Genomic DNA, 19,072 nt, shown 5'->3' with positions numbered 1-19,072 from the left:
TCGGGGCCGACCGGCGCCGCCTGCGGACCGGCCTCCCGCGCGTGTCAGGTGTTCGTGTCGCCGAACTCGCGTATGCCGTCGACGTCGAGCGTGATCCGCCCGTTCTCGGTCCACTGCCCGGTGGCGGCGAGCCAGCTCGGGTCGTCGCGCTCGTCGATGTCACTCCAACTGTGCCGGTGGTGCCGGAGCTGGATCGGCCCGGTCGACTGGCCCGGCGCGAGCGTACCGTCGGTGAAGGTCAGCTCCACCCAGCCGGGGACGGCAGTGCCCGGCTGCGGATTCGGCGGCGCCGGCGTCGACAGCCCGGCCGGCCCGCCTGGTGGTACGAAGAACTGCACGGTCTGCCGGACCCGTTGGCAACCCAGCGCGGCCCAGTCGCAGTTCGGCACCAGTGAGGTGTTGCCGCCCTCGAAGCGCAGGTGGTAGCGCACCCGCACCGTGCTCAGCTCCAGTGGCGCGGTGCCGGTGTTGGTGACCTTCAGGAGGTGCTGGATCTGGTTGTTCGTCGGTGACCAGTCGAGGTTGAGGTAGCTGACCGTCGCGCGACCGCTGGCGGTGCGCACGGTCGTCGTGGGCGAGGTGTCGGAGTAGCCGCCGAGCGCGCGGGCGGCAACCGCGATCCGGTACGTCGTGCCGGGTGCCAGGTCGGTGAGAGTGATCGTGGTGTCCGTGGTGGAGCCGAGGAAACGGTACGTGTTGGGCCCCAGCGGCACCTGCACCTCGTAGTTGATCGGCTGCTCCGCCCCGGGCTCGACCCAGGCAGAGGACGCCCAGCTGAGCGTGAGCCGATGCGGCTCGTTGGCGATCACGGTCGGAGTGCCGGGGGTGCTGATGGCCGGGCCGTCGGCACGGGCCGCGCCGACGGCGAGCAGGCTCGCCAGCGCGGCAAGGGCGACGGCGGCGGTGACGCGGCGAACGGGCATAGCCGAATGGTAGCCCTCATCTATCAATATCAATAAATATCTCGCTCGGCGGTGAACCACCGGGTCGTCCCGGGCGTAGTGGTGGCGCGCACGACACCACTCCCACCGGAACAGAAAGGACCCCGCGTAGATGAAGACGCGCGTCAAGAAGATCGCCCTCGGTGCGGTGGCGGGCCTCGCCCTGACCATCGCGCTCCCGGCCAGCCCTGCCCTGGCCATCAACTCGGTCGGCTGTGGCACCCGGACGGACTTCCTCAAGCTCGACATCACGCTCGGCACCGTCGGCATGTCCAGGTGCTTCGCCAGTCGGGGCGTCACGGCCGTGAACATCGGCGGCGTCCACCACTACACCTCGGGCAACAACAAGGTGACTGTCAACTACGAGGCCGGCGGCCAGTACCACACGAGCACTGTCGACAAGTGGTACGGAGTGGACTTCGGCCGCACGGTAAGGGTGTACGAGGTGCGGATCTGGTGACCACCGGCCGACCACGTCGGCGACGTCCGTGATCGAGGGGCGTCCTCCCCGCACGTCAGCGCGGCGGAGGGCACCCCTCATGGTCCGCTACGCGACGTAGTCGGCTTGGAGATAATGCCTGGTCAGGTGGCTACCTAGCGTGAACCCGTCATCACGAACGGCCTCGACGTCGGCGTCGCACTGCCGCCCCGTCCGGCCTCAGACGGGAGAAACCTCATGCGTACTCAGAACACGACCCGCCGGTTCGGCGCTCGCGCGTCCGTACCCGTGCTCATTCTTCTCGCGACCGGAGCGGTGCTCGCCCCGGCGAGCCCGGCGTCCGCCGCGGTCCCCGGCCTGGTGCGGATCGCCGCGACAAGCGTCAGCGACTCGGCCGACTTCCACAGCGTCACCGCGACGTGCCCGGTCGGGAAGGTGCTCACCGGCACCGGTTACGAACTCAACGGCGTCACCGGCGAAGGCGTCGTCGACGACCTGCGCCCCAACGGCGGTGTCGCCACGGCACCGACAGCGGTCACCGTCGGCGCCTACGAGACCGAGGCGTTCGCCGGAAACTGGTCGGTGACGGCGTACGCGATCTGCGCCAATCCGCTGCCCGGCCTGGTCCGGGTCACCACGGCCGGCGTCAGCAACTCGGCCGACTATCGCAGCGTCACGGCCACCTGCCCGGTCGGGAAGGTGCTCACCGGCACCGGTTACGAGCTCAACGGCGTCACCGGCGAAGGTGTCGTCGACGACTTCCGCCCCAACGGCGGTGTCGCCACGGCACCCACAGCGGTCACCGTCGGCGCGTACGAGTCGGACGCCACGACCCTGAACTGGTCCGCTACCGCGTACGCCATCTGCGCCAACCCCCTCGCGGGCCTGGTGCGCGCCTCCACGGTGGGTGCCAGCACCTCGGCCGACTTCCGCAGCGTCACGGCGGCCTGCCCGGTCGGGAAGGTGCTGACCGGCGCCGGCTACGAACTGAACGGCGTGACCGGTGAGGGCATCGTTGACGACTTCCGCCCCAACGGCGGCCCCGCGACCGCCCCGACGTCCGCCGCGTCCGGCGCGTACGAGGAGGACGCCTTCGCCGGCAACTGGTCCGACACGGCGTACGCCATCTGCGCCACGCCGTAACTCCGACGTGCGGTGGCCGTCCCGAAGCCAGGGGCGGCCACCGGCCGTGTTCGTTCCCCCGATATGGCGTCAGCGGGCTGTCGTGGGTGTGCCTCGGCCATAGCGTCCGGACAGGGACGCGAGTCGAGGGAGGCCACCATGACGGGACTGCCACCTGATGCCTGGCCTGACGCCTTCCCGGCGAGCGGCGAGGTCTGGCGGCGCGACGTCTTCGCGGTGGCCGAGGCGTGCCGTGCTGGTGCCGCGAGTCCGCGCCACCTGCTGGCGGCCGTACTGGCCTGGGCCTACGGCCCCATCGGGTGCGGCCCATGGCGCGTCACCAGGTCGCGGTGGAGATGGCGGTCCGGCCCGACCGGTGAGCTGGCTATCGGGCGGCGCGCAGTCGATCGTCGAGGGCGTCCAGGTCCGGCACGAACCAGATCTGTTCGCCCCGGTTCGACTCGTGCACCAGGGCGCGCAGCGCCGAACTTCCCGCGAGCTGCGTCGAGATGTCGCCGACCACGGCGAGCCGCAGCCGGTAGTTGACGAACTTCTGCATCACGTCACCGGCGAAGCGGGTGCCGAGCGAGAAGAAACGGTCGTCGAGCCGGTGGGCCGGCACGGCCACCACCTGGGCGCCGAGGAAGGCCGCGCCGATCAGGTCCAGCGCGTCCTGCTCGGTGACGATCGGCGGGCCGGCCGGGTCGCAGACCAGCACCGGCACCCCGGCGCGTTCCTGGATCTCGTCAGGCATCGTGGACCTCCCGGTCGAGCAGGCCGTTGTCGGCGTTGAGGACGACGTCGAGCAGGTGCAGCACCTCGGCGGTGCCGGCGGGATCACCGAGGATGATGATCTTCAGGCGGCGGCGGTCATCGTCGTGCACGGTCTGCACCCGCAGCGGCCGGGCCGGGTCGTGCCCGGTGTTGACGCTGGCCAGTACGAGCGTGCCGAGCCGGTCGGCGGCGGCCCGGTCGACACCGTCGATCTGCACGATGCTCGACACCTCGGCGTGCCCGGCCACGACGGCGGCGGGCGGTCGTCCGGTGAGCGCGTCGAGATCGCTGGCGGCGATCCGATACTGCTTGCCGATCCGGACGGCGCGCAGCCGGCCGGCGCGGATGTAGCCGCGCACCGTTCGTACGTGTAGGCCGAGCCGGTCGGCGACCTGTTCAACCGAGTACATGTCTTCCGTCATCGTTCCTCATCCTACCTTCATAGGGAAGGATGAGGACTAATAGGGGTGACCGCAGCAGCGTCACTGGAATCAGCGTCAGGTGGTGACCGGCCATCGGCCGTGGTCAGGTCACCCCGCGGAGCGGATGATGTCCGCGACCGGGCGGCGTGCCGCGGCGACGGCGGGAATGGCGGTGACCATGGCGACCGCGAGCAGGACTCCGAACGCCGTGGTGAGCGTCCAGGCAGCGGGTGGGTATCGCTCGCCATCGAAGAACAGGTAGAGGCCGATGCCGAACGGGATCCCGAGCGCGACGCCGGGCACGGCGGGGAGGAGTTGTGCCACGGCCAGGCCCAAGCCGGTCTGGGCGGGGGTCGCGCCGAGCGCGCGGGCGACCGCCAGCGGTTGCCGGGTGTCGAGGACCGCCGTCCACGTGCTCACGATGGTGTTGAGCAGCGCGAGGAAACAGGCCATCCCGGCGACGATCAGCATGGCCTGGAGGGTTCGTTCGTTGCGGGGGTCGGGGAGTTCCGCGTAGCCGAGATTCAGCGGATCGTCGTCCTGCGCCAGGATCGTGAGGACAGCGGCCAGGGCGGCCGTGGTGATCAGGGTGTTCACGGTGAGGAGCCGGGCGCGGTGTGCCCGCCGCGCGTTGATGCGTACGCCGATCAGGAGGGCGGTGGGCAGCCGGCGCGACAGCCAGATGGCCCAGCGCCGACGGCGCGGTGGCGTGGGCGCGTCGGCCAACGCGTGCACGGTGGTGGTGACGGCGGCGCGGAGCACCGGTGCCAGGGTCGCCGCGACGGCGATCGAGAGGGCGAGCGCGGTGCTGGCGATCACCACGCGCAGCGGCGGGCTCATGACGCCGACGCCGACGAATCCGGCGCTGGTGCGGAACAGCAGAGGTGCCGCGACCCAGCCGGCGGCCAGGCCGGCCCCGGCGGCGGCGAGCCCGATCACGAGGTATTCGGCCAGGTGGACGGCGGCGATCACGGCGGGCCCGGCGCCGACGGCCTTGAGTAGCCCCACCCGGCGGCGGCGGGCGATGACGCGGCCCGCGACGATACCCGCGACGCCGATCACCGCGAGGCCGGTCAGCAGCCAACTGCCGACCACCAGGGCCGTCTCGGCCTGCCCGTTCTGGCGACCACTGCTGTCGGCGATGTCCCGCGCCGAGCGGAAGCTCCAGCCGCGGTAGTAGGGATTGCTGCCCGAGGGGTCGACGACGCCGGCGCCGACCTCCGGGTCGGCCAGTTTGAGGTTCAGCGTGTACGACAGCGGCTGGTCCCCGGCGATGGTGGCGATGTCACGACGATCGACCCAGACCAGGCCGCCCTTCTCCACCAGGTTCGAGCCCGGCAGGTGCCAGTGGACCTGCGGGTACACCGGCCGGGCGGCGGTCACCGCGAGTCCGGTCACGTGCAGGGGGTGGCCGCCGACGCTGACCGTCTCGCCGAGGTGTAGGCCGAGCGCGTCGGCGAAGGTGCGCTCGACGACCACGCCGTCGGGGCGTACCCAGGTGCCGTCGGTCACGGCCGGTCGGTTGACCGCGGCCGGCGTGCCGTCGCGGCCCTCGACGATGACCCGGACGGTTGTGTCGCGGGCGGTCAGCGCCAGGAAGGCCAATGGATATGGTCCGCTGTGGTCGGTGACGCCGGGCAGGGTGGTCAGTGGCGCGAGCGCGTCCAGGGCCCGCGGACCGGGGAAACCCGTCTCCACCACGAGGTCCGGGCCTGCGGTGGCATCCCGGGTCCGCTCGTACGGGCGGGTCACGAGTTCGTTGAGTGTGAGGCCGAGGGTGAGTGTCGCGGTCGCCGCGGTGATGGCGACCAGCAGCAGCACGGTCTCCGTCCGGTGCCGACGCAGGTCCCGCACCAGCAGTCGCCACACGAGCAGCAGGCGGCCCGCCACGTCAGCGCACCCCGTCGTGGACGCCGGCGAGCATGCTGTCGTCGGCGAACGCCCCGTCACGCATGGAGATCACCCGGTCGGCGACCGCCGCGATGCGGGCGTCGTGCGTAACCACCACGAGGGTCTGCCCGGCGCTGCGCAGGTCCTCGAAGAGCCGCAGCACCTCCAGGGTCGCGGCGCTGTCGAGGTTGCCGGTGGGTTCGTCGGCCAACACGACCTGCGGTTCGTTGCTCAACGCGCGGGCGATGGCGACGCGTTGACGCTGACCGCCGGACAGCGCCGAGGGCAGGTGCGTGGCGCGGTCGGCCAGCCCCACCTGGTCGAGCAGGTGCAGGGCGCGTCGGCGGGCGCGGCCAGGCGACCGACCGGCCAGCAGCGCGGCCATCTCGACGTTCTCCACGGCGGTGAGTTCGTCCATCAGGTGGAAGGACTGGAAGACGAGACCGATGTGGTCGCGCCGCAGCCGCGCCAGGGCGCGCTCGCTCATCGTGTCGATCCGGTGGTCGGCCAGCCACACCTCGCCGTCGGTGGGACGCTGGAGCCCGCCGAGCAGGTGCAGCAGGGTCGACTTGCCGCATCCGCTGGGGCCCATGATCGCCACCGCCTGGCCGGCGGGCACGTCCAGATCCACCTCGTCGACCGCGCGGACCAGCGCGTTGTCCCAGCCGTACCACCTGCTCAGCCCGCGTGCCCGCAGCGCCAACGACCCGTTCATGCCCCCGCCTTCCGTTCCGCGCGACCGCGCTCGGTCCACATGCGTTCGCACGCCTCCAGCCACTCCAGGTCAGCCCGCAGCCTCAACACGACGCCCTCCAGCAGCAATCCGGCGACCGGATCCACCGACCGCTCCAACGCCGCCCGTTGGGCGTCGCGCAGCCGGCGCAGCACCTCGCGCCGCTGGGCGTCCACCAACGCGATCGGATCGGCCAGCCGGGCAGCCGCGGCGGCCACCAGCTTCAGGTGGAACTCCGCGAGGTCCGGCTTCGGCCAGCTCACCTCGGTGAGCCAGCCGGCGACCCGCTGCTGCCCGGCCGGGGTCAACGCGTAGACCCGGCGGTCCGGCCGATCCGGTAGGCCGTCGGCCCGCTCGGAGGTGACCAGGCCGGCCTTCGCCAACCGGGCCAGCGTCACGTAGATCTGCCCCGCGTTCATCGTCTCGCCGAGGGGGCCGAGCGCACCGCGCATCCGGTTGCGCAGCTCGTACCCGTGCGCCGGCTCCTTGGCCAGCATGGCCAGCACCACGTCCTGCACTCCGGCACGCCCCTTGAGATAGACCGCTAATAGATAACCGCTAGCTATGGCACTGTCAAATCTCGACGCTCAGCGTCGGTGGGGTCCAGTACCGTCTGGGAACCATGGACGCGCGCGTCGGCGACGCCATCATCGGGCGGGATCATCCCGCGGGTCTGCTGCGCGCCGAGCTGGACCGGGCGGCCACCAGCCACGGCGGTCTCGTTCTGGTCACCGGCGAGCCGGGCATCGGCAAGACCACCCTCGTCACGTCGGTGGCGCGCGAGGCCCGCCGGCGCGGCGCGCTCGTGCTCGGAGCGGCCTGCTGGGATTCCGACAGCGCCCCCGGCTACTGGCCGTGGGTCCAGGTCCTGCGGGCCCTGCGCCGCTCCGCCGACGACTGGGCGCTCGCCCGACCGGACGCCGAGCCGGCCCTCGCGGCCCTGCTCGGCGAGAGCGGCACCGGTGACGTACCCGGCCTCGCCGCGGCCTGGTCGGCCCGCGACGGCCAGGACGTCGCCGAGCAGGAGGCGTTCGCCCTGTACGACGCGGTGACCGCGGCACTGGTCGCCGTCTCCGCGCGCCGGCCGGTGGTGGTCGTCCTCGACGACCTGCACTGGGCCGACCCGGCCTCGCTGCGGCTGCTGGCGTTCGCCGCCCAGCACACCTGGTTCGAACGCCTGCTGCTGATCGGCACGTACCGCGACGCGGAGGTCGAGGCCGGCGACCACCCGCTGCGCCCGCTGCTGCTGCCCCTGGTCGCCAAGGCCACCACGATCACCCTCACCGGCCTGGCCCGCGACGAGGTGGCCGCGTTGATGGCGCGTACCGCCGGTCGGGAGCCCGCCCCCGACCTGGCGGACGAGGTGCACCGCCGCACCGGCGGCAACCCGTTCTTCGTCGAGGAGACCGCGCGGCTGTGGCACGCCGACGGCACCACCGGCACGATCCCGCCCGGCGTACGAGAAGCGGTGCGACAGCGGCTCGCCCGGCTGCCCGCCCCGGTGGTCGAGGCGCTGACCGTCGCCGCCGTGCTGGGGCGTGAGTTCCACCGGCAGGTCCTGGCGGCCAGCGCGGCGATACCGGTGGCGTCTGTCGACCGGCTGCTCGACGACGCGGTGACCGCCCGGCTCGTGGCCGCCCGGGGTGCCGGCCGGTTCACCTTCGCCCACGACCTGGTCCGCGAGACCCTGTACGACGGGCTCACCACCGACGACCGGCAGGCCCGCCACGCCGCGGTGGTCCGGGCGGTGGATCCGCCGACCGCGCTCACCGACCGGCTCATCCCGGCGGATCTGGCCCGCCACGCCTACCTGGCCGGCGCCGCGCTGGACCGGACCCGGGCCGGCGAGCTGCTGGTCGCCGCCGGGCGGGACGCGTTCGCCCGGCTCGCCGCCGACGAGGCGGGGGTGCACTTCCGCCGGGCACTGGAGATCGTCGAGGACCCCGCGCAGCGGATTCGCCTGCTCGTCGACTTCGGCGAGGTGCAGTACCACCACGCCGGCCGATCCGAGGCCGCACGCCTGTTGGCCGAAGCCGCGACGCTCGCCCGTACGCTCGACGACCCGGTGCCACTGGCCCGCGTCGCGCTCACCGTGCACCGCGCCCGGCAGGTGGACACCACCATCGCCGTTGACACGACGGACCTGGTGCGCGAGGCGTACCAGCGGTTGATCGGCGAGCCCGCCCCCACCGCGTCGACGGGCGCGCTGGTGGCGGACCTGATCACCGCGACGGAGACCATCGCCCGTCGTGGTCGCGACGACGAGGCGCTCACCTTCAGCCTGTGGGCCCGCCACGACACCACCTGGGGGCTGGGCACCGCGGCGGCACGGGCCGCACTCACCGCCGAGATCCGGGACGTGGCCCGCCGCTCGGGCGACCGGGAGACCGAGCTGTGGGCCACCTCGCTGCGCTGGGTGGCGTTGCTGGAACTGGGCGACCCGCGCTTCATGGAGGAGTTCACCGCCTTCGTCACCGTGGGTCAGCACGGCGAGTTGGCCCGTCCCCGGATGGCGGCGGCCGTCGACGGCGGGATCATCGCGGCGTTCCGGGGCGACTTCGCCGAAGCGGACGAGCGATTTCGCGTCATCGTCGACCTGTCCGACCCGGGGCATGCCGAGTTCGCCTTCATGGGCCACCACCTGCGCTGGGCCCGGCTGCTGTTGCAGGGGCGCTTCGACGAGATCGACACGCTGCTGCACGAATGGGCGCCGACCGACTACCCGTACCGGGAGCTGCTGTCGGCCATCACGGCGGCCGAGCGTGGCGACGACGAGCAGGCGGTGCGGTTGACCGCCGGCATCGAGGCGGCCGGCATCCACTACCCGCGTCCGGTGTCGCCGCTGTGGCTGCGGCTGCGCGTCCAGGCCGCCGCCGCGTCCCGCGATCCACGGCGCTGCGACGACGCGCGGGCCGCGCTGGTCCCGCACCGTGGACAGTGGGCGGTGGGGCTGTTCGGCTGCGACATCAGCGGGCCCATCGACCACTGGCTCGCCGTCGTCGACGCCGCGCAGGAGCGTTGGGACGACGCGGTCACCGGATTCACGGCGGCCCGTGACGCCGCCGACCGGATGGGCTCCCGACCCTGGTCGCTCATCGCCCGCGCGGGGCTGGTGAACGCCCTCGCCGGCCGCGACCAGCCGGGCGACGCCGCCACGGTTGCCCAGTTGCGCGCGAGCACCGTCCGGGACGCCGCCGCCCTCGGCATGAGGCAGGTGCTCCTCCGGCTCGCCGACCCGGACCCAACCCACGCCGAGCCGGACCAAGGCGGGCTGGCTCACGCCGTGTCGGGGCCCGCCGTGTCGGGGCCCGCCGTGTCGGGGCCCGCCGTTGGGTGGGCCGAGGGCAGCGTGCTGGGCGATGTCGCGCTCGCCGGCCAGGCCGGCGGGAGAGGCCACGCAGGCGAGGGCGACCAGGTCGTCGGGGGCGGCCCGGCCGTCGGCCGGCGTCAGGTGACGCCGCCCGACCCGACGATCGAGGGGTACGCGTTTCGACGCGACGGGCCGGTCTGGCGGCTCGCCTACGCGGGCGTGGTGGCGCACCTGCCCGACGCCAAGGGCCTACACGACCTGCACCTGCTGTTGAGCCGCCCCGGCGGCGACGTCCCGGCGGTGGAACTGCTCGACCCCGCCGCCGGGCCGGTGCTGGTGGCCGCCCGTCGGATGGGCGGCGACCCGGTCCTCGACGACGAGGCGAAGGCCCGCTACCGGCGGCACCTGACCCGCCTCGACGACGAGATCGACCGGGCCGCCGCCCGCGACGACACGGCGAAGGTGTCCGCGCTGGACGCCGAACGCGGCGCGCTGCTCGAGGAGCTGCGCGCCGCGGCGGGATTGGCCGGCCGGAGTAGACGGCTGGGCGACGAGGCCGAACGGGCCCGCAAGACTGTCACCGCGCGAATCCGCGACACCCTGCGCAAGCTCGACGAACGCCATCCCACGCTCGCCACTCATCTGCGCGATTCGGTCTCCACCGGCGCCACCTGCCGCTACCTCCCACAAACCCTCCCACCCTGGCACCTCTAACCCCCGCCCCCCGCCCCCCGCCCACGCCCGCGCCCCGCCCGCGCCCCGCCCACGCCCGCGCCCGCGATCTTGCCCGCGCCGCCCACGCCCCGCCCACGCCTTGCCCGCGCCGCGATCTTGCACTTTCGGTTGTGGATCTGGGTGCTCTCGTGGCTTTTGTCGCCACAGAAAATGCAAGATCGCGGGGAAGTCGCCATCAGGTCCTGTCGATCATGGAGTTGTGGTGCCTGGTTTGAGCATTTACAGGCCGCTTTGTCACCCACCACAACTTCATGATCGGCGGCCCGGGTGTGGGGGCGGGGAGCGGCGGCGCGGGTGTGGAGCGGCGGCGGGTGGGGGTGGAGGGGCGGGGAGCGGTGGCGCGGGGGTGGGCGGGGCGGGGGTGGTAGGTGGGGGGTGGGGGTTAGCGGCGGTTGTAGCGGTGCATCGTCAGGGTGCCGAAGACGATGACGAAGCCGGCGCTCCACACCAGGAGCCACATGGTGGCGGACGCGTCCGAGTTGCCGGACATGACGGCGCGTACCGCGGCCACCAGCTGCGTCACCGGGTTGACCTTCACGAACGCCTGGAGCCAGCCGGGCATGGTGCTCGGCTCGACGAAGACGTTGCTGAGGAACGTCAGCGGGAACAGCACCATCATGCTGACCCCCATCACCGATTTCTCGCTGCGCAGGATCAGCCCGAAGAACGTCCACACCCAGGAGAACGCGAACGAGAAGACCACCAGCAGCCCGATCCCGGCGGCCACCCCGGCGACGCCGCCGGTGGGCCGGAAGCCGAGCGCCAGCCCGACGCCGAGGATGACCAGGGCGGCGAGGATGTAGCGCAGCACATCGCCGAAGATCATGCCGACCAGCGCGGCGGGCCGCCAGACGGGCAGCGTCCGGAAGCGGTCGAAGATGCCCTTCTCGATGTCGGTGTTGAGGCCGACCCCGGTGTACATGGTGATCATCACGACGCTGGTCACCATGATGCCGGGCAGGAAGAACTGCAGGTAGTCACGCGGGCTGTCGGCGAGAGCGCCACCGAACAGGTACGTGAACATCAGCACCATGATGATCGGGAACGCGGTCACGTCGAAGAGCTGCTCCGGCACGTGCTTGATCTTCAGCAGGGCCCGCCAGCCGAAGGTGAGCGACGCGCCCAACGCGCTCGGCCGGGCCGGTCGGGCGCCCGGCGCGAGGACGGTCGCCAGCGCCTCGGCGGACGGTACGTAGACCGACGGCGCCCGCTCGGCCGTGCCGGCGGTCGTGGTCGTGTCACTCATCGGGCTGCCTCCAGCTCGTCGTCGCGCTCGTCGGCCGACACGGCCGGATGGTCGGTCAGGGCCAGGAAGACCTCGTCCAGGCTGGGCTGGCCGAGGGAGAAGTCGTCGACGACGATGCCGGCGCGGGCCAGGTCACCGAGCGCACGCGCCGCCTGCGCGCTGGCGTCCAGGTCGGTGCCGGCCTCGCCGACGCGGGCGGTCAGGGCCACCGGATCGGCGGCGAGCTGCACCGGCACGTTCAGCGCCTCCCGGAGCACCTGCTCGGCCTGGGGCCGCTGGCCGGGATCGCGCAGTCGCAGGTGGACGGTGCCGGAGCCGACCGACGACTTCAGTTCGCCCGGCGTGCCCTCCGCGATCACCCGGCCGTGGTCGACGACCGCGATCCGCCCGGCGAGCTGGTCGGCCTCGTCGAGGTACTGCGTGGTCAGCAGCACGGTCGTACCGTGCGACACCACGGCCCGGACGATCTCCCACACCTGGTTGCGGCTGCGCGGGTCGAGGCCCGTCGTCGGCTCGTCGAGGAAGAGCAGGTCGGGAGTGTTCAGGATGCTCGCGGCGATGTCGATGCGCCGTCGCATGCCGCCCGAGTACTTCTTGACCTGGCGGTCGCTCGCCTCGGTCAGACCGAACGCGGCCAGCAGCGCCGCCGCGCGGTCGCGGGCTTCCGGCTTGCGCAGGCCCAGCAGGCGGGCCAGCAGCACCAGGTTCTCGGTGCCGGTGAGGTCCTCGTCGACCGAGGCGTACTGGCCGGTGAGGCTGACCCGGCTGCGAACCTTGTCGGCCTCGGCGACCACGTCGTGCCCGAAGACCCGCGCCGTGCCGCCGTCCGGGCGCAGTAGCGTCGCCAGCACCCGGACCGCCGTGGTCTTACCGGCCCCGTTCGGGCCGAGCAGGCCGTAGACGGTGCCGGCGGGCACCCGCAGGTCCATGCCGGCCAGCGCCCGGGTCTCCCCGAACGTGCGGGTGAGCCCTTCGGCCTCGATGGCCAGGCCGGTGGCGCGTCTGTTCATCATTTCTACCTCTCGTCCGATGGCCGGCGACGTCGTGGTCGGTGTGACCAACGACCCCGCCGTCCTACAGGCGCGAGGTGGCGACCGCCGGCCCGCTAGATCGGAACTAGCGAGTGCCGTTCCGGGTCGGAATGTCGGTGGGACCGGCTTGACTGGAGTCGACGAGGGGACGGGATGACGCAGGTACGCATCGAGCCGTGGCACGAGGATGATCTCGAGCTGCTGCGGCAGCTCAACTCACCGGACACGCGCCGACACACCGGCGGCCCGGAGACCGACGAGCAGGTGCTCGCCCGGCACAACCGGTATGTGCACTTCGCCGAGGGTGGGCAGGGGTGCATGTTCACGGTGGTGCTGCCGGACGGCACGCGGGCGGGCAGCGTCGGCTACTGGCGTCGCGAGTGGCGCGACCAACCGGTGTACGAGTTGGGCTGGGCGGTGCTGCCCGCGTACCGGGGGCAGGGGCTGGCCACCGCCGCGGTGCGGGCGGCTCTCGACGTGGCGCGCGCCCGACGGGACCGGCGTCACGCGCACGCCTACCCGTCTGTCGACAACCCCGCCTCGAACGCGGTCTGCCGCAAGGCGGGCTTCACGCTGCTGGGTGAGACGAATTTCGAGTATCCGCCCGGGCACCTGATGCGGGCCAATGACTGGCAGTTCGACCTGACCGCCCCGCCGGCCGACGGGTGAGTCGGCGGGACGGCCGTCGCAGGTCACCAGGTGGTGTCGAGACGCTGCCGCTGCTCGGCGGTCAACTCCAGCTCCACGGCGGCCAGGCTTTCCTCGAGTTGGGCCACCGAGGAGGCCCCCACCAGCGGAATCGTCGGCAGGTCGCCGCCCAGCAGCCAGGCGAGCACCACCTGGTTCACCGTCGCGCCGGTCTGTCCGGCGACCTCCCGCAGGGCGGCCAGTCGCCGGGGCGCGCTCGGCAGGTCGTACGCGGCGCCCAGCGGCGTGTCCGCCCGGCTGTACGCCCCCCTGAGCAGCGGCGAGTACGCCACCAGGGTCAGCTCCGGCTCGGCGCGCAGGTAGCTGAGCAGGTCCGGGCCGACGCCGCCCGGATCGCCGTCCGGGTCCAGCTCGCTGACCAGGTCGGTGCGGTTCAGCAGGTAGCTGCGGCGGTACTGGAGCACCTCGTACCCCGGGAGGCCGGCGGCCGCGGCGAGCGCGCGGGCGCGCTCCACCCGCCAGGCGCGGTGGTTGCTCGCGCCCAACAGGCCGACCGTGCCCTCGGCGACCAGCTCGGCGAAGCCCTCCACGGTCTCGGCGAGCGGCACCGTCCGGTCCTCGATGTGTGCGTAGAGCAGGTCCAGCCGTTCCACGCCGAGCTGGTCGCGGCTGCGCTCCGCCGACTCGCGGATCACCTTCGCCGACAGGCCCTCGGCGTTGTCCAGGTAGCTGGTGCCGGGGGCCAACGGACGGGCGCCGAGCTTGGTGGCGATGACGATCTCGGCGCCGATGCCCCGGCTGCGCCGCCACCGCCCGAGCAGCTCCTCACTCTGGCCGCCCTGTGAGCCGTCGACCCAGAACGCGTAGTTGTCCGAGGTGTCGATGAAGGTGCCGCCCGCCTCGACGTACCGGTCGAGGATCGCGTACGAGGTGGCCTCGTCGGTGGTGCTGCCGAACAGCATGGCCCCGAGGCTGAGCACGCTGACCTCGCGTCGGGTCGCCGGGTCGGTGCCGATCGTGCGGTACCGCATGGGATCTCCTTCCGGGCGTCCTGCCGGCGGGCGCCCGAAGACCACCCTGCTACCTGGAGTGCGCTCCAGGTCAAGCGTCCGTCTCACCAGGGGAGGACGCCGTACCCACCGCCGGCGTCCATCTGGAAGCCCCAGAGCAGACCGCTCGGCCCGTCCGCCGGCAGGGTCGCCAGGTGCACGCTCACCTCGGCGCCCTGCTCGGGCGTACGGAAGCCGCTGTTGCCGTTCAGGTCGGTGGCGCAGTAGCCGGGGTTCGCCGCGTTCACCTTGATCGGGGTATCCCGAAGTTCCTTGGCGTACATGGCGGTGAGCATGTTCAGCGCCGCCTTCGACGACGGGTACGGCACGGAGGTCAACTCGAACAGCGCGCCGTCCGGGTCGGTCATCACCGCGATCGAGCCGACCTCGCTGGAGACGTTGACGATCCGCGCCGCCGGTGCCCGGCGCAGCAGCGGGAGCAGCGCGTTGGTGACCGCCACCGGGCCGAAGACGTTCGTCTCGTACAGCCGGCGCATCGTCGCCACGGTCGTCTCGCTGGGCAGCCCCCGCGTACCGTCGGCGAGCACGATGCCGGCGTTGTTGACCAGCACGTCGAGCCGGTCGTACTCGGCTTCGACGAATTTCGCGGCGGCGGCCACCGACGTCGCGTCGGTGACGTCCAGCGGCACGAACACCGCGTCCGTGCCGCCGTCGCGCAGCTCCCGCTCCGCGGCGCGGCCCCGCTCGGCGTCCCGCGCGCCGAGCAGCACGGTCATCCCGAGGCCGCCGAGCTGACGGGCGGTGGCGAGGCCGATTCCCTTGTTGGCCCCGGTGACCAGGGCGATCATGTTCGTCATGCCGTCGAGCCTGTGCCCGACGACGGCCGGTGGGGAGAGACGCCGCGAGGCTGGGACCGGCGGTACCACCCTGATCGATGCCTCCCGGGGCATCCTGGGCACATGACGAGCAGCGGCCTGCGACGTGACGAACTGGCGGCGTTCCTGCGCGCCCGCCGCGCCCGCCTGCGGCCCGCCGAGGTCGGCCTCCCCGACGGGGTACGGCGGCGTACGCCCGGACTGCGTCGGCAGGAGGTCGCCCAGCTCGCGGGCATGTCGATCGACTACTACATCCGGTTGGAGCAGGGCCGGGGCCCGCACCCGTCCCGGCAGGTGCTCGCCGCTCTGGCGCGGGCGCTGCTGCTGAACCGCGACGAGCGGGAGTACCTGTTCCGGATCGCGGGGGAGAACCCGCCGTCGGCCGTCGGCCCGAGCCGCGAGGTGCCGCCTGGGCTGCGGCACCTGCTCGACGCCATGACCGAGACTCCGGCGTACCTCGTCGACGCCGCGTACCACGTGCTGGCCTGGAACCGGCTGGCCACGCACTTCGTGGGGGATCTCGCGGCCGTGCCGCACGCCGAGCGCAACATGATCCGCTGGACCTTCCGGCAGCCGATGACCGACGCGCACTGGTCCGATGCCGACGCGCGACGGTTCGTGCACACCACGGTGGCGGACCTGCGGGCGGCCTACGGCCGCTTCCCGGCCGACCCGGCGATCCGCGAGCTGGTCACCGAGCTGCTCGGCACCTCGCCGCACTTCGCCCGGCTGTGGGCCGAGCACGAGGTCGGGGAGCGCCGTCCCGTCGTGAAACGGGTGGCCCATCCCGAGCTGGGGCCGCTGGAGTTCGAGTGCCGCGTGCTGCTGGTGCCGGAGACCGAGCAGCGGCTGATCGTCTACGTCGCCACGCCCGACACACCGACCCAGGCGGTGTTCCGCCGGCTTGCCGAGCGCGTCGACGGCTGACCCGGCCGCGAACAGCGCGCTGCCCCGGAGTCATCGCCCCGGGGCAGCGCGCGCAGGTCAGCGGGGCACGTAGGCGAAGGTGTCCGGGTTCGGGCCCTGCCGCCCGGCCTCGCCCTTGTCCAGGCCGGTGATCCGCTCCATCGCCGTGTCGTCCAGCTCGAAGTCGAAGATCCCGGTGTTCTCCTCGATCCGCTTCGGCGTGGTCGACTTCGGGAAGATGATGTCGCCGCGCTGCACGTGCCACCGCAGCACCACCTGCGCCGGGGTGCGACCGACCTGATCGGCGATGTCGACCACCGTCGGGTCGCCCAGCACCTTGCCCTGCGCGATCGGCGACCACGCCTCGGTGAGGATGTTGTGCTCGCGGCCGTACGCGCGGACCTCGTCGTTGGTGAAGTACGGGTGCGCCTCGATCTGGTTGACCGCCGGCACCACGCTCGCCTCGTCGGCCAGCCGCCGCAGGTGCGCCACCTGGAAGTTCGACACGCCGATCGAGCGGGCGCGGCCGTCGCGCTGGAACTCCTCCAACACCTTCCACGTCGAGACGTAGTCGCCGTCGTACAGCGTCGGCAGCGGCCAGTGGATCAGGAACAGGTCGATGTAGTCCATCTTCAACGCCGACAGCGTCGAGTCGAACGCCTTGCGGGCGTCGTCCGGCCGGTGAAAGCCGTTGTTCAGCTTGCTGGTCACGTACACCGAGCCGCGGTCGAGGCCGGACGTGCGGATGGCCTCGCCCACCTCGGCCTCGTTGCCGTACATCTCGGCGGTGTCGATGTGCCGGTAGCCCACCTCGAGCGCCGTGGTCACCGCCGCGGCGGTGTCCTTCGGCTCGATCTGGAACACCCCGAAGCCGAGCTGCGGAATCGTGGTGCCGTCGTTCAGGCTGATGTCAGGAATCGTGAGTGCCACTGCGGCTCCTTCGCGTCTTCGTTACCCGTCATCCATACCCGGGCGGATGGACGATTCACGCTTGGAACGAGTGACGGACGCAACGGCGGTCCGGTTCACCCGGTCGTGTCGAACAACACCGGCCAGGGCCGCGCCGCCGGACCCGGGGGCGACGTGGGTGGCGTCGGCTCGGCGGCGGCCAGCACCTCGGCGGCGAGCTGCCCGACCATCGCCGCCGCCGGGTGCGCCGACCGCTTCGGCCAGGCCGCCGACGTGCGCTTGGTCAGCGCCGCGTCGGCGAGCGGTCGCCAGGCGATCCGTGGTTCCCGGCGGGCCAGGGTCGCCGGCTCCACGGCGACGCCGCCGCCGGCCAGCACCAACCCGAACAGGAACTCCGGGTTGCGCGCCGGCCGCACCCGCGCCGGCCGCCACCCGTGCTGTCGGCACACTTCCAGCAGGTGGTCGTGCCAGCCCGGCGCGGTGGCCCGGGGTGCGGTCACCAGGTCCAGGCCGGCGAGCGCGGCGAGCGGCACCTCCCGCCCGCGTGCCAGCGGCGAGGTCCGCGGCAGCAACACCCCCAGGGGTACGTCGACCGGGGCGCCGAAGCGCAGCCCGTCCGCCTCGACCGGATGGTGCACGAGCCCCACGTCAAGGCTCCGCTCGCTGAGCATCCGCACCTGCTCGGCGGTGGTCAGTTCGTGCAGCTCCACGTCGAGGCCGGGCGCGTGGGTGGCGAGCTGGTCCAGCAGCGCCCGCAGCGTCACCGCCGGCGTCTCCGGCGGCACACCGGCGCGCAGCACGCCCAGCTCGCCCGCGCGGACCTGGCCCATGAGGTTGCGCAGCCGGCCCTCGCCGGCGAGCAGCTCCTCGGCCTCGGCGAGCAGCAGACCGCCGGCGGTGGTGAGCCGCACCTGGCGGCGGGAACGGTCGAACAGCTCGACGGCCAGCTCCCGCTCCAACCGCTGGATCGACTGGCTCAACGGCGGCTGGGCCATTCCGAGCAGCTCGGCCGCCCGCCCGTAGTGCAGCTCGTGGGCGACCACCACGAAGTGCCGCAGATGTCGGAGCAGGTCCACGGCCGGACCCTACGGCAGCGACGGAGTGTCACTGGATACCGTGCCGGGGTGGACGTGGGGGAGCGGATCGAGGCCATCTTCGCCGACGCCGGGGTGACCGGCAGCCTGCACGTCGTGGACCTGGGCGCGGCGGACCGGGAGGTCGGGCTGCGGGCCGACGAGCAGGTGGTGATCGCGTCGATCTTCAAGATCCTGCTGGTGCTGGAGTTCGCCCGGCAGGTCGAGGCGGGCCAGGTCGACCCGACCGAACGTGTCCTGGTCACCGCCGCCGACCGGCTCGGCGGGTGGGGACTGGCCGGCTGCGCCGACGACGCCGAGGTGTCGTTGCGGGACCTCGCGTACTTCGCCATGTCGGTCAGCGACAACACCGCCGCCGACGTGCTGCTGCGCCGGGTCGGTCCGGACCTGCTGCCGATGCTCGCCGCCGAGCTGGGCCTTCGCCGAACCCGCGTTCTCGGCGGCCCACGGGAGCTGGTCGAGATGATGCTCGCCGACGTGGGGGCGCGTACCGAGGCGGAGTTCGCGCGGATCTTCCCGACCCTGCCGGCGGACCAGGTTCGGGCCATGCGGGTCTTCGACCCGCAACGCACCACCTCCAGTACGGCGCGGGACATCACCCGGTTGCTCACCCTGATCTGGCGGGACGAGGCCGGGCCGGCATCGGCGTGCGCGATGGTCCGCGCCTGGATGGCCCGGCAGCTCTTCTGGACCCGCCTGGCGGCCGGTTTCCCGCCCGCCGTGCGGGTGTCCGGCAAGACCGGCACCCTGCCCGGACTGCACCTGGAGGCCGGAGTCGCCGAATACCCCGACGGCGGCCGGTACGCGATCGCCGTCTTCGCCCGCGCCGAGGATCTCGCCCCGCGCCGGATCGACGTGGACCTGGCCATCGGGCGGGCCGCTCGTACGGCCGTTGAGGCGTTACGCGGCGACTGATTTTTCGCCGTGTCGAGCGACGGGACAGCACCGTCGAGCAGGCCTGATATGCGCTGGCGTATCGGAGGCGAC

Annotated in this window: 18 protein-coding genes and 1 pseudogene; 7 read left to right on the top strand and 12 right to left on the bottom strand. The window is 72.5% G+C overall.

The window, feature by feature from the left end:
- Positions 1-44 precede the first annotated feature (44 nt).
- Complete coding sequence (locus AB0I89_RS18595; protein WP_357127853.1) at positions 45-923, bottom strand: cellulose binding domain-containing protein; 879 nt, start codon at positions 921-923, stop codon at positions 45-47.
- Between the two features lie 130 nt (positions 924-1,053).
- Here AB0I89_RS18595 and AB0I89_RS18590 point away from each other — a divergent pair, with 130 nt between their 5' ends.
- The 3 genes and pseudogenes from AB0I89_RS18590 to AB0I89_RS18580 all read left to right on the top strand — a co-directional run.
- Positions 1,054-1,401: a beta/gamma crystallin domain-containing protein gene (locus tag AB0I89_RS18590; protein ID WP_357127850.1), complete on the top strand. Its 348-nt coding sequence runs from the start codon at positions 1,054-1,056 to the stop codon at positions 1,399-1,401.
- 216 nt (positions 1,402-1,617) lie between these two features.
- Complete coding sequence (locus AB0I89_RS18585) at positions 1,618-2,523, top strand: hypothetical protein (protein ID WP_357127847.1); 906 nt, start codon at positions 1,618-1,620, stop codon at positions 2,521-2,523.
- Positions 2,524-2,586: 63 nt separating this feature from the next.
- Positions 2,587-2,841: pseudogene (locus tag AB0I89_RS18580) on the top strand (hypothetical protein); the annotation flags it as partial.
- Between the two features lie 46 nt (positions 2,842-2,887).
- Here AB0I89_RS18580 and AB0I89_RS18575 read toward each other — a convergent pair.
- From AB0I89_RS18575 to AB0I89_RS18555, 5 genes are all read right to left on the bottom strand, one after another.
- The gene (locus AB0I89_RS18575; RefSeq protein WP_357127844.1) at positions 2,888-3,256 is read right to left on the bottom strand and encodes a DUF4180 domain-containing protein; all 369 of its coding nucleotides are present in this window, start codon (positions 3,254-3,256) and stop codon (positions 2,888-2,890) included.
- On the bottom strand, positions 3,249-3,698 hold the full coding sequence (locus AB0I89_RS18570) for a helix-turn-helix domain-containing protein (protein ID WP_357127841.1): 450 nt from the start codon (positions 3,696-3,698) through the stop codon (positions 3,249-3,251). Before AB0I89_RS18570 ends, AB0I89_RS18575 begins: the two co-directional genes overlap by 8 nt.
- Positions 3,699-3,806: 108 nt before the next feature.
- Positions 3,807-5,588, bottom strand: coding sequence for an FtsX-like permease family protein (locus AB0I89_RS18565; protein ID WP_357127838.1), 1,782 nt, complete (start codon positions 5,586-5,588; stop codon positions 3,807-3,809).
- Position 5,589: 1 nt separating this feature from the next.
- Entirely contained in the window at positions 5,590-6,303 is a 714-nt protein-coding gene (locus tag AB0I89_RS18560) for an ABC transporter ATP-binding protein (protein ID WP_357127835.1), read from the bottom strand.
- Positions 6,300-6,839 carry a PadR family transcriptional regulator gene (locus AB0I89_RS18555; RefSeq protein ID WP_357127832.1) on the bottom strand — a complete coding sequence of 180 codons (540 nt, stop codon included), beginning with the start codon at positions 6,837-6,839 and terminating at the stop codon, positions 6,300-6,302. Before AB0I89_RS18555 ends, AB0I89_RS18560 begins: the two co-directional genes overlap by 4 nt.
- Before the next feature lie 104 nt (positions 6,840-6,943).
- Here AB0I89_RS18555 and AB0I89_RS18550 point away from each other — a divergent pair, with 104 nt between their 5' ends.
- Positions 6,944-10,345 (top strand): AAA family ATPase, encoded by a 3,402-nt coding sequence (locus AB0I89_RS18550; RefSeq protein WP_357127829.1) that lies wholly within the window; start codon positions 6,944-6,946, stop codon positions 10,343-10,345.
- Positions 10,346-10,748: 403 nt separating this feature from the next.
- Here AB0I89_RS18550 and AB0I89_RS18545 read toward each other — a convergent pair whose 3' ends face one another.
- Positions 10,749-11,612, bottom strand: a complete 864-nt coding sequence (locus AB0I89_RS18545; protein ID WP_357127826.1) for an ABC transporter permease — start codon at positions 11,610-11,612, stop codon at positions 10,749-10,751.
- Positions 11,609-12,622, bottom strand: coding sequence for an ATP-binding cassette domain-containing protein (locus AB0I89_RS18540; RefSeq protein WP_357127823.1), 1,014 nt, complete (start codon positions 12,620-12,622; stop codon positions 11,609-11,611). The genes AB0I89_RS18545 and AB0I89_RS18540 overlap by 4 nt, the downstream gene beginning before the upstream one ends.
- Positions 12,623-12,796: 174 nt before the next feature.
- Between AB0I89_RS18540 and AB0I89_RS18535 the strand changes: the two genes are divergently transcribed.
- Positions 12,797-13,312 carry a GNAT family N-acetyltransferase gene (locus AB0I89_RS18535; protein ID WP_357127820.1) on the top strand — a complete coding sequence of 172 codons (516 nt, stop codon included), beginning with the start codon at positions 12,797-12,799 and terminating at the stop codon, positions 13,310-13,312.
- A gap of 23 nt (positions 13,313-13,335) precedes the next feature.
- On the opposite strand, the gene AB0I89_RS18530 is transcribed toward AB0I89_RS18535, so the two are convergent.
- Together AB0I89_RS18530 and AB0I89_RS18525 are read right to left on the bottom strand one after the other, a co-directional pair.
- Entirely contained in the window at positions 13,336-14,322 is a 987-nt protein-coding gene (locus tag AB0I89_RS18530) for an aldo/keto reductase (protein ID WP_357127817.1), read from the bottom strand.
- An 83-nt stretch (positions 14,323-14,405) separates the two neighbouring features.
- The gene (locus AB0I89_RS18525; protein WP_357127814.1) at positions 14,406-15,158 is read right to left on the bottom strand and encodes an SDR family oxidoreductase; all 753 of its coding nucleotides are present in this window, start codon (positions 15,156-15,158) and stop codon (positions 14,406-14,408) included.
- Between the two features lie 102 nt (positions 15,159-15,260).
- Here AB0I89_RS18525 and AB0I89_RS18520 point away from each other — a divergent pair, with 102 nt between their 5' ends.
- A complete protein-coding gene (locus tag AB0I89_RS18520) occupies positions 15,261-16,103 on the top strand; it encodes a helix-turn-helix transcriptional regulator (RefSeq protein ID WP_357127811.1) in 843 nt (280 codons plus the stop codon).
- Positions 16,104-16,160: 57 nt separating this feature from the next.
- Here AB0I89_RS18520 and AB0I89_RS18515 read toward each other — a convergent pair whose 3' ends face one another.
- Positions 16,161-17,012, bottom strand: coding sequence for an aldo/keto reductase (locus AB0I89_RS18515; RefSeq protein ID WP_357127808.1), 852 nt, complete (start codon positions 17,010-17,012; stop codon positions 16,161-16,163).
- 95 nt (positions 17,013-17,107) lie between these two features.
- Positions 17,108-18,067, bottom strand: coding sequence for a LysR family transcriptional regulator (locus tag AB0I89_RS18510; RefSeq protein WP_357127805.1), 960 nt, complete (start codon positions 18,065-18,067; stop codon positions 17,108-17,110).
- 48 nt (positions 18,068-18,115) lie between these two features.
- On the opposite strand from AB0I89_RS18510, the gene AB0I89_RS18505 reads away from it, so the two are divergent.
- Positions 18,116-19,000 carry a serine hydrolase gene (locus AB0I89_RS18505; RefSeq protein WP_357127802.1) on the top strand — a complete coding sequence of 295 codons (885 nt, stop codon included), beginning with the start codon at positions 18,116-18,118 and terminating at the stop codon, positions 18,998-19,000.
- The last annotated feature ends 72 nt before the right edge of the window (positions 19,001-19,072 follow it).

This window comes from Micromonospora sp. NPDC049801 (genome assembly GCF_040656575.1).
In the GTDB taxonomy this organism is placed as follows: Bacteria; Actinomycetota; Actinomycetes; order Mycobacteriales; family Micromonosporaceae; genus Micromonospora.
Note: the sequence above shows the minus strand (reverse complement) of the source record. Positions and strands in the feature narration are given on the sequence as shown.

Excerpts from the sequence above, each read along its gene's own strand:
- AB0I89_RS18545 (WP_357127826.1), bottom strand. The coding sequence starts at position 11,612 with ATGAGTGACACGACCACGACCGCCGGCACGGCCGAGCGGGCGCCGTCG.
- AB0I89_RS18520 (WP_357127811.1), top strand. The coding sequence starts at position 15,261 with ATGACGAGCAGCGGCCTGCGACGTGACGAACTGGCGGCGTTCCTGCGC.
- AB0I89_RS18540 (WP_357127823.1), bottom strand. The coding sequence starts at position 12,622 with ATGAACAGACGCGCCACCGGCCTGGCCATCGAGGCCGAAGGGCTCACC.
- AB0I89_RS18560 (WP_357127835.1), bottom strand. The coding sequence starts at position 6,303 with ATGAACGGGTCGTTGGCGCTGCGGGCACGCGGGCTGAGCAGGTGGTAC.
- AB0I89_RS18570 (WP_357127841.1), bottom strand. The coding sequence starts at position 3,698 with ATGACGGAAGACATGTACTCGGTTGAACAGGTCGCCGACCGGCTCGGC.
- AB0I89_RS18525 (WP_357127814.1), bottom strand. The coding sequence starts at position 15,158 with ATGACGAACATGATCGCCCTGGTCACCGGGGCCAACAAGGGAATCGGC.
- AB0I89_RS18595 (WP_357127853.1), bottom strand. The coding sequence starts at position 923 with ATGCCCGTTCGCCGCGTCACCGCCGCCGTCGCCCTTGCCGCGCTGGCG.
- AB0I89_RS18585 (WP_357127847.1), top strand. The coding sequence starts at position 1,618 with ATGCGTACTCAGAACACGACCCGCCGGTTCGGCGCTCGCGCGTCCGTA.
- AB0I89_RS18575 (WP_357127844.1), bottom strand. The coding sequence starts at position 3,256 with ATGCCTGACGAGATCCAGGAACGCGCCGGGGTGCCGGTGCTGGTCTGC.
- AB0I89_RS18590 (WP_357127850.1), top strand. The coding sequence starts at position 1,054 with ATGAAGACGCGCGTCAAGAAGATCGCCCTCGGTGCGGTGGCGGGCCTC.
- AB0I89_RS18550 (WP_357127829.1), top strand. The coding sequence starts at position 6,944 with ATGGACGCGCGCGTCGGCGACGCCATCATCGGGCGGGATCATCCCGCG.
- AB0I89_RS18535 (WP_357127820.1), top strand. The coding sequence starts at position 12,797 with ATGACGCAGGTACGCATCGAGCCGTGGCACGAGGATGATCTCGAGCTG.
- AB0I89_RS18530 (WP_357127817.1), bottom strand. The coding sequence starts at position 14,322 with ATGCGGTACCGCACGATCGGCACCGACCCGGCGACCCGACGCGAGGTC.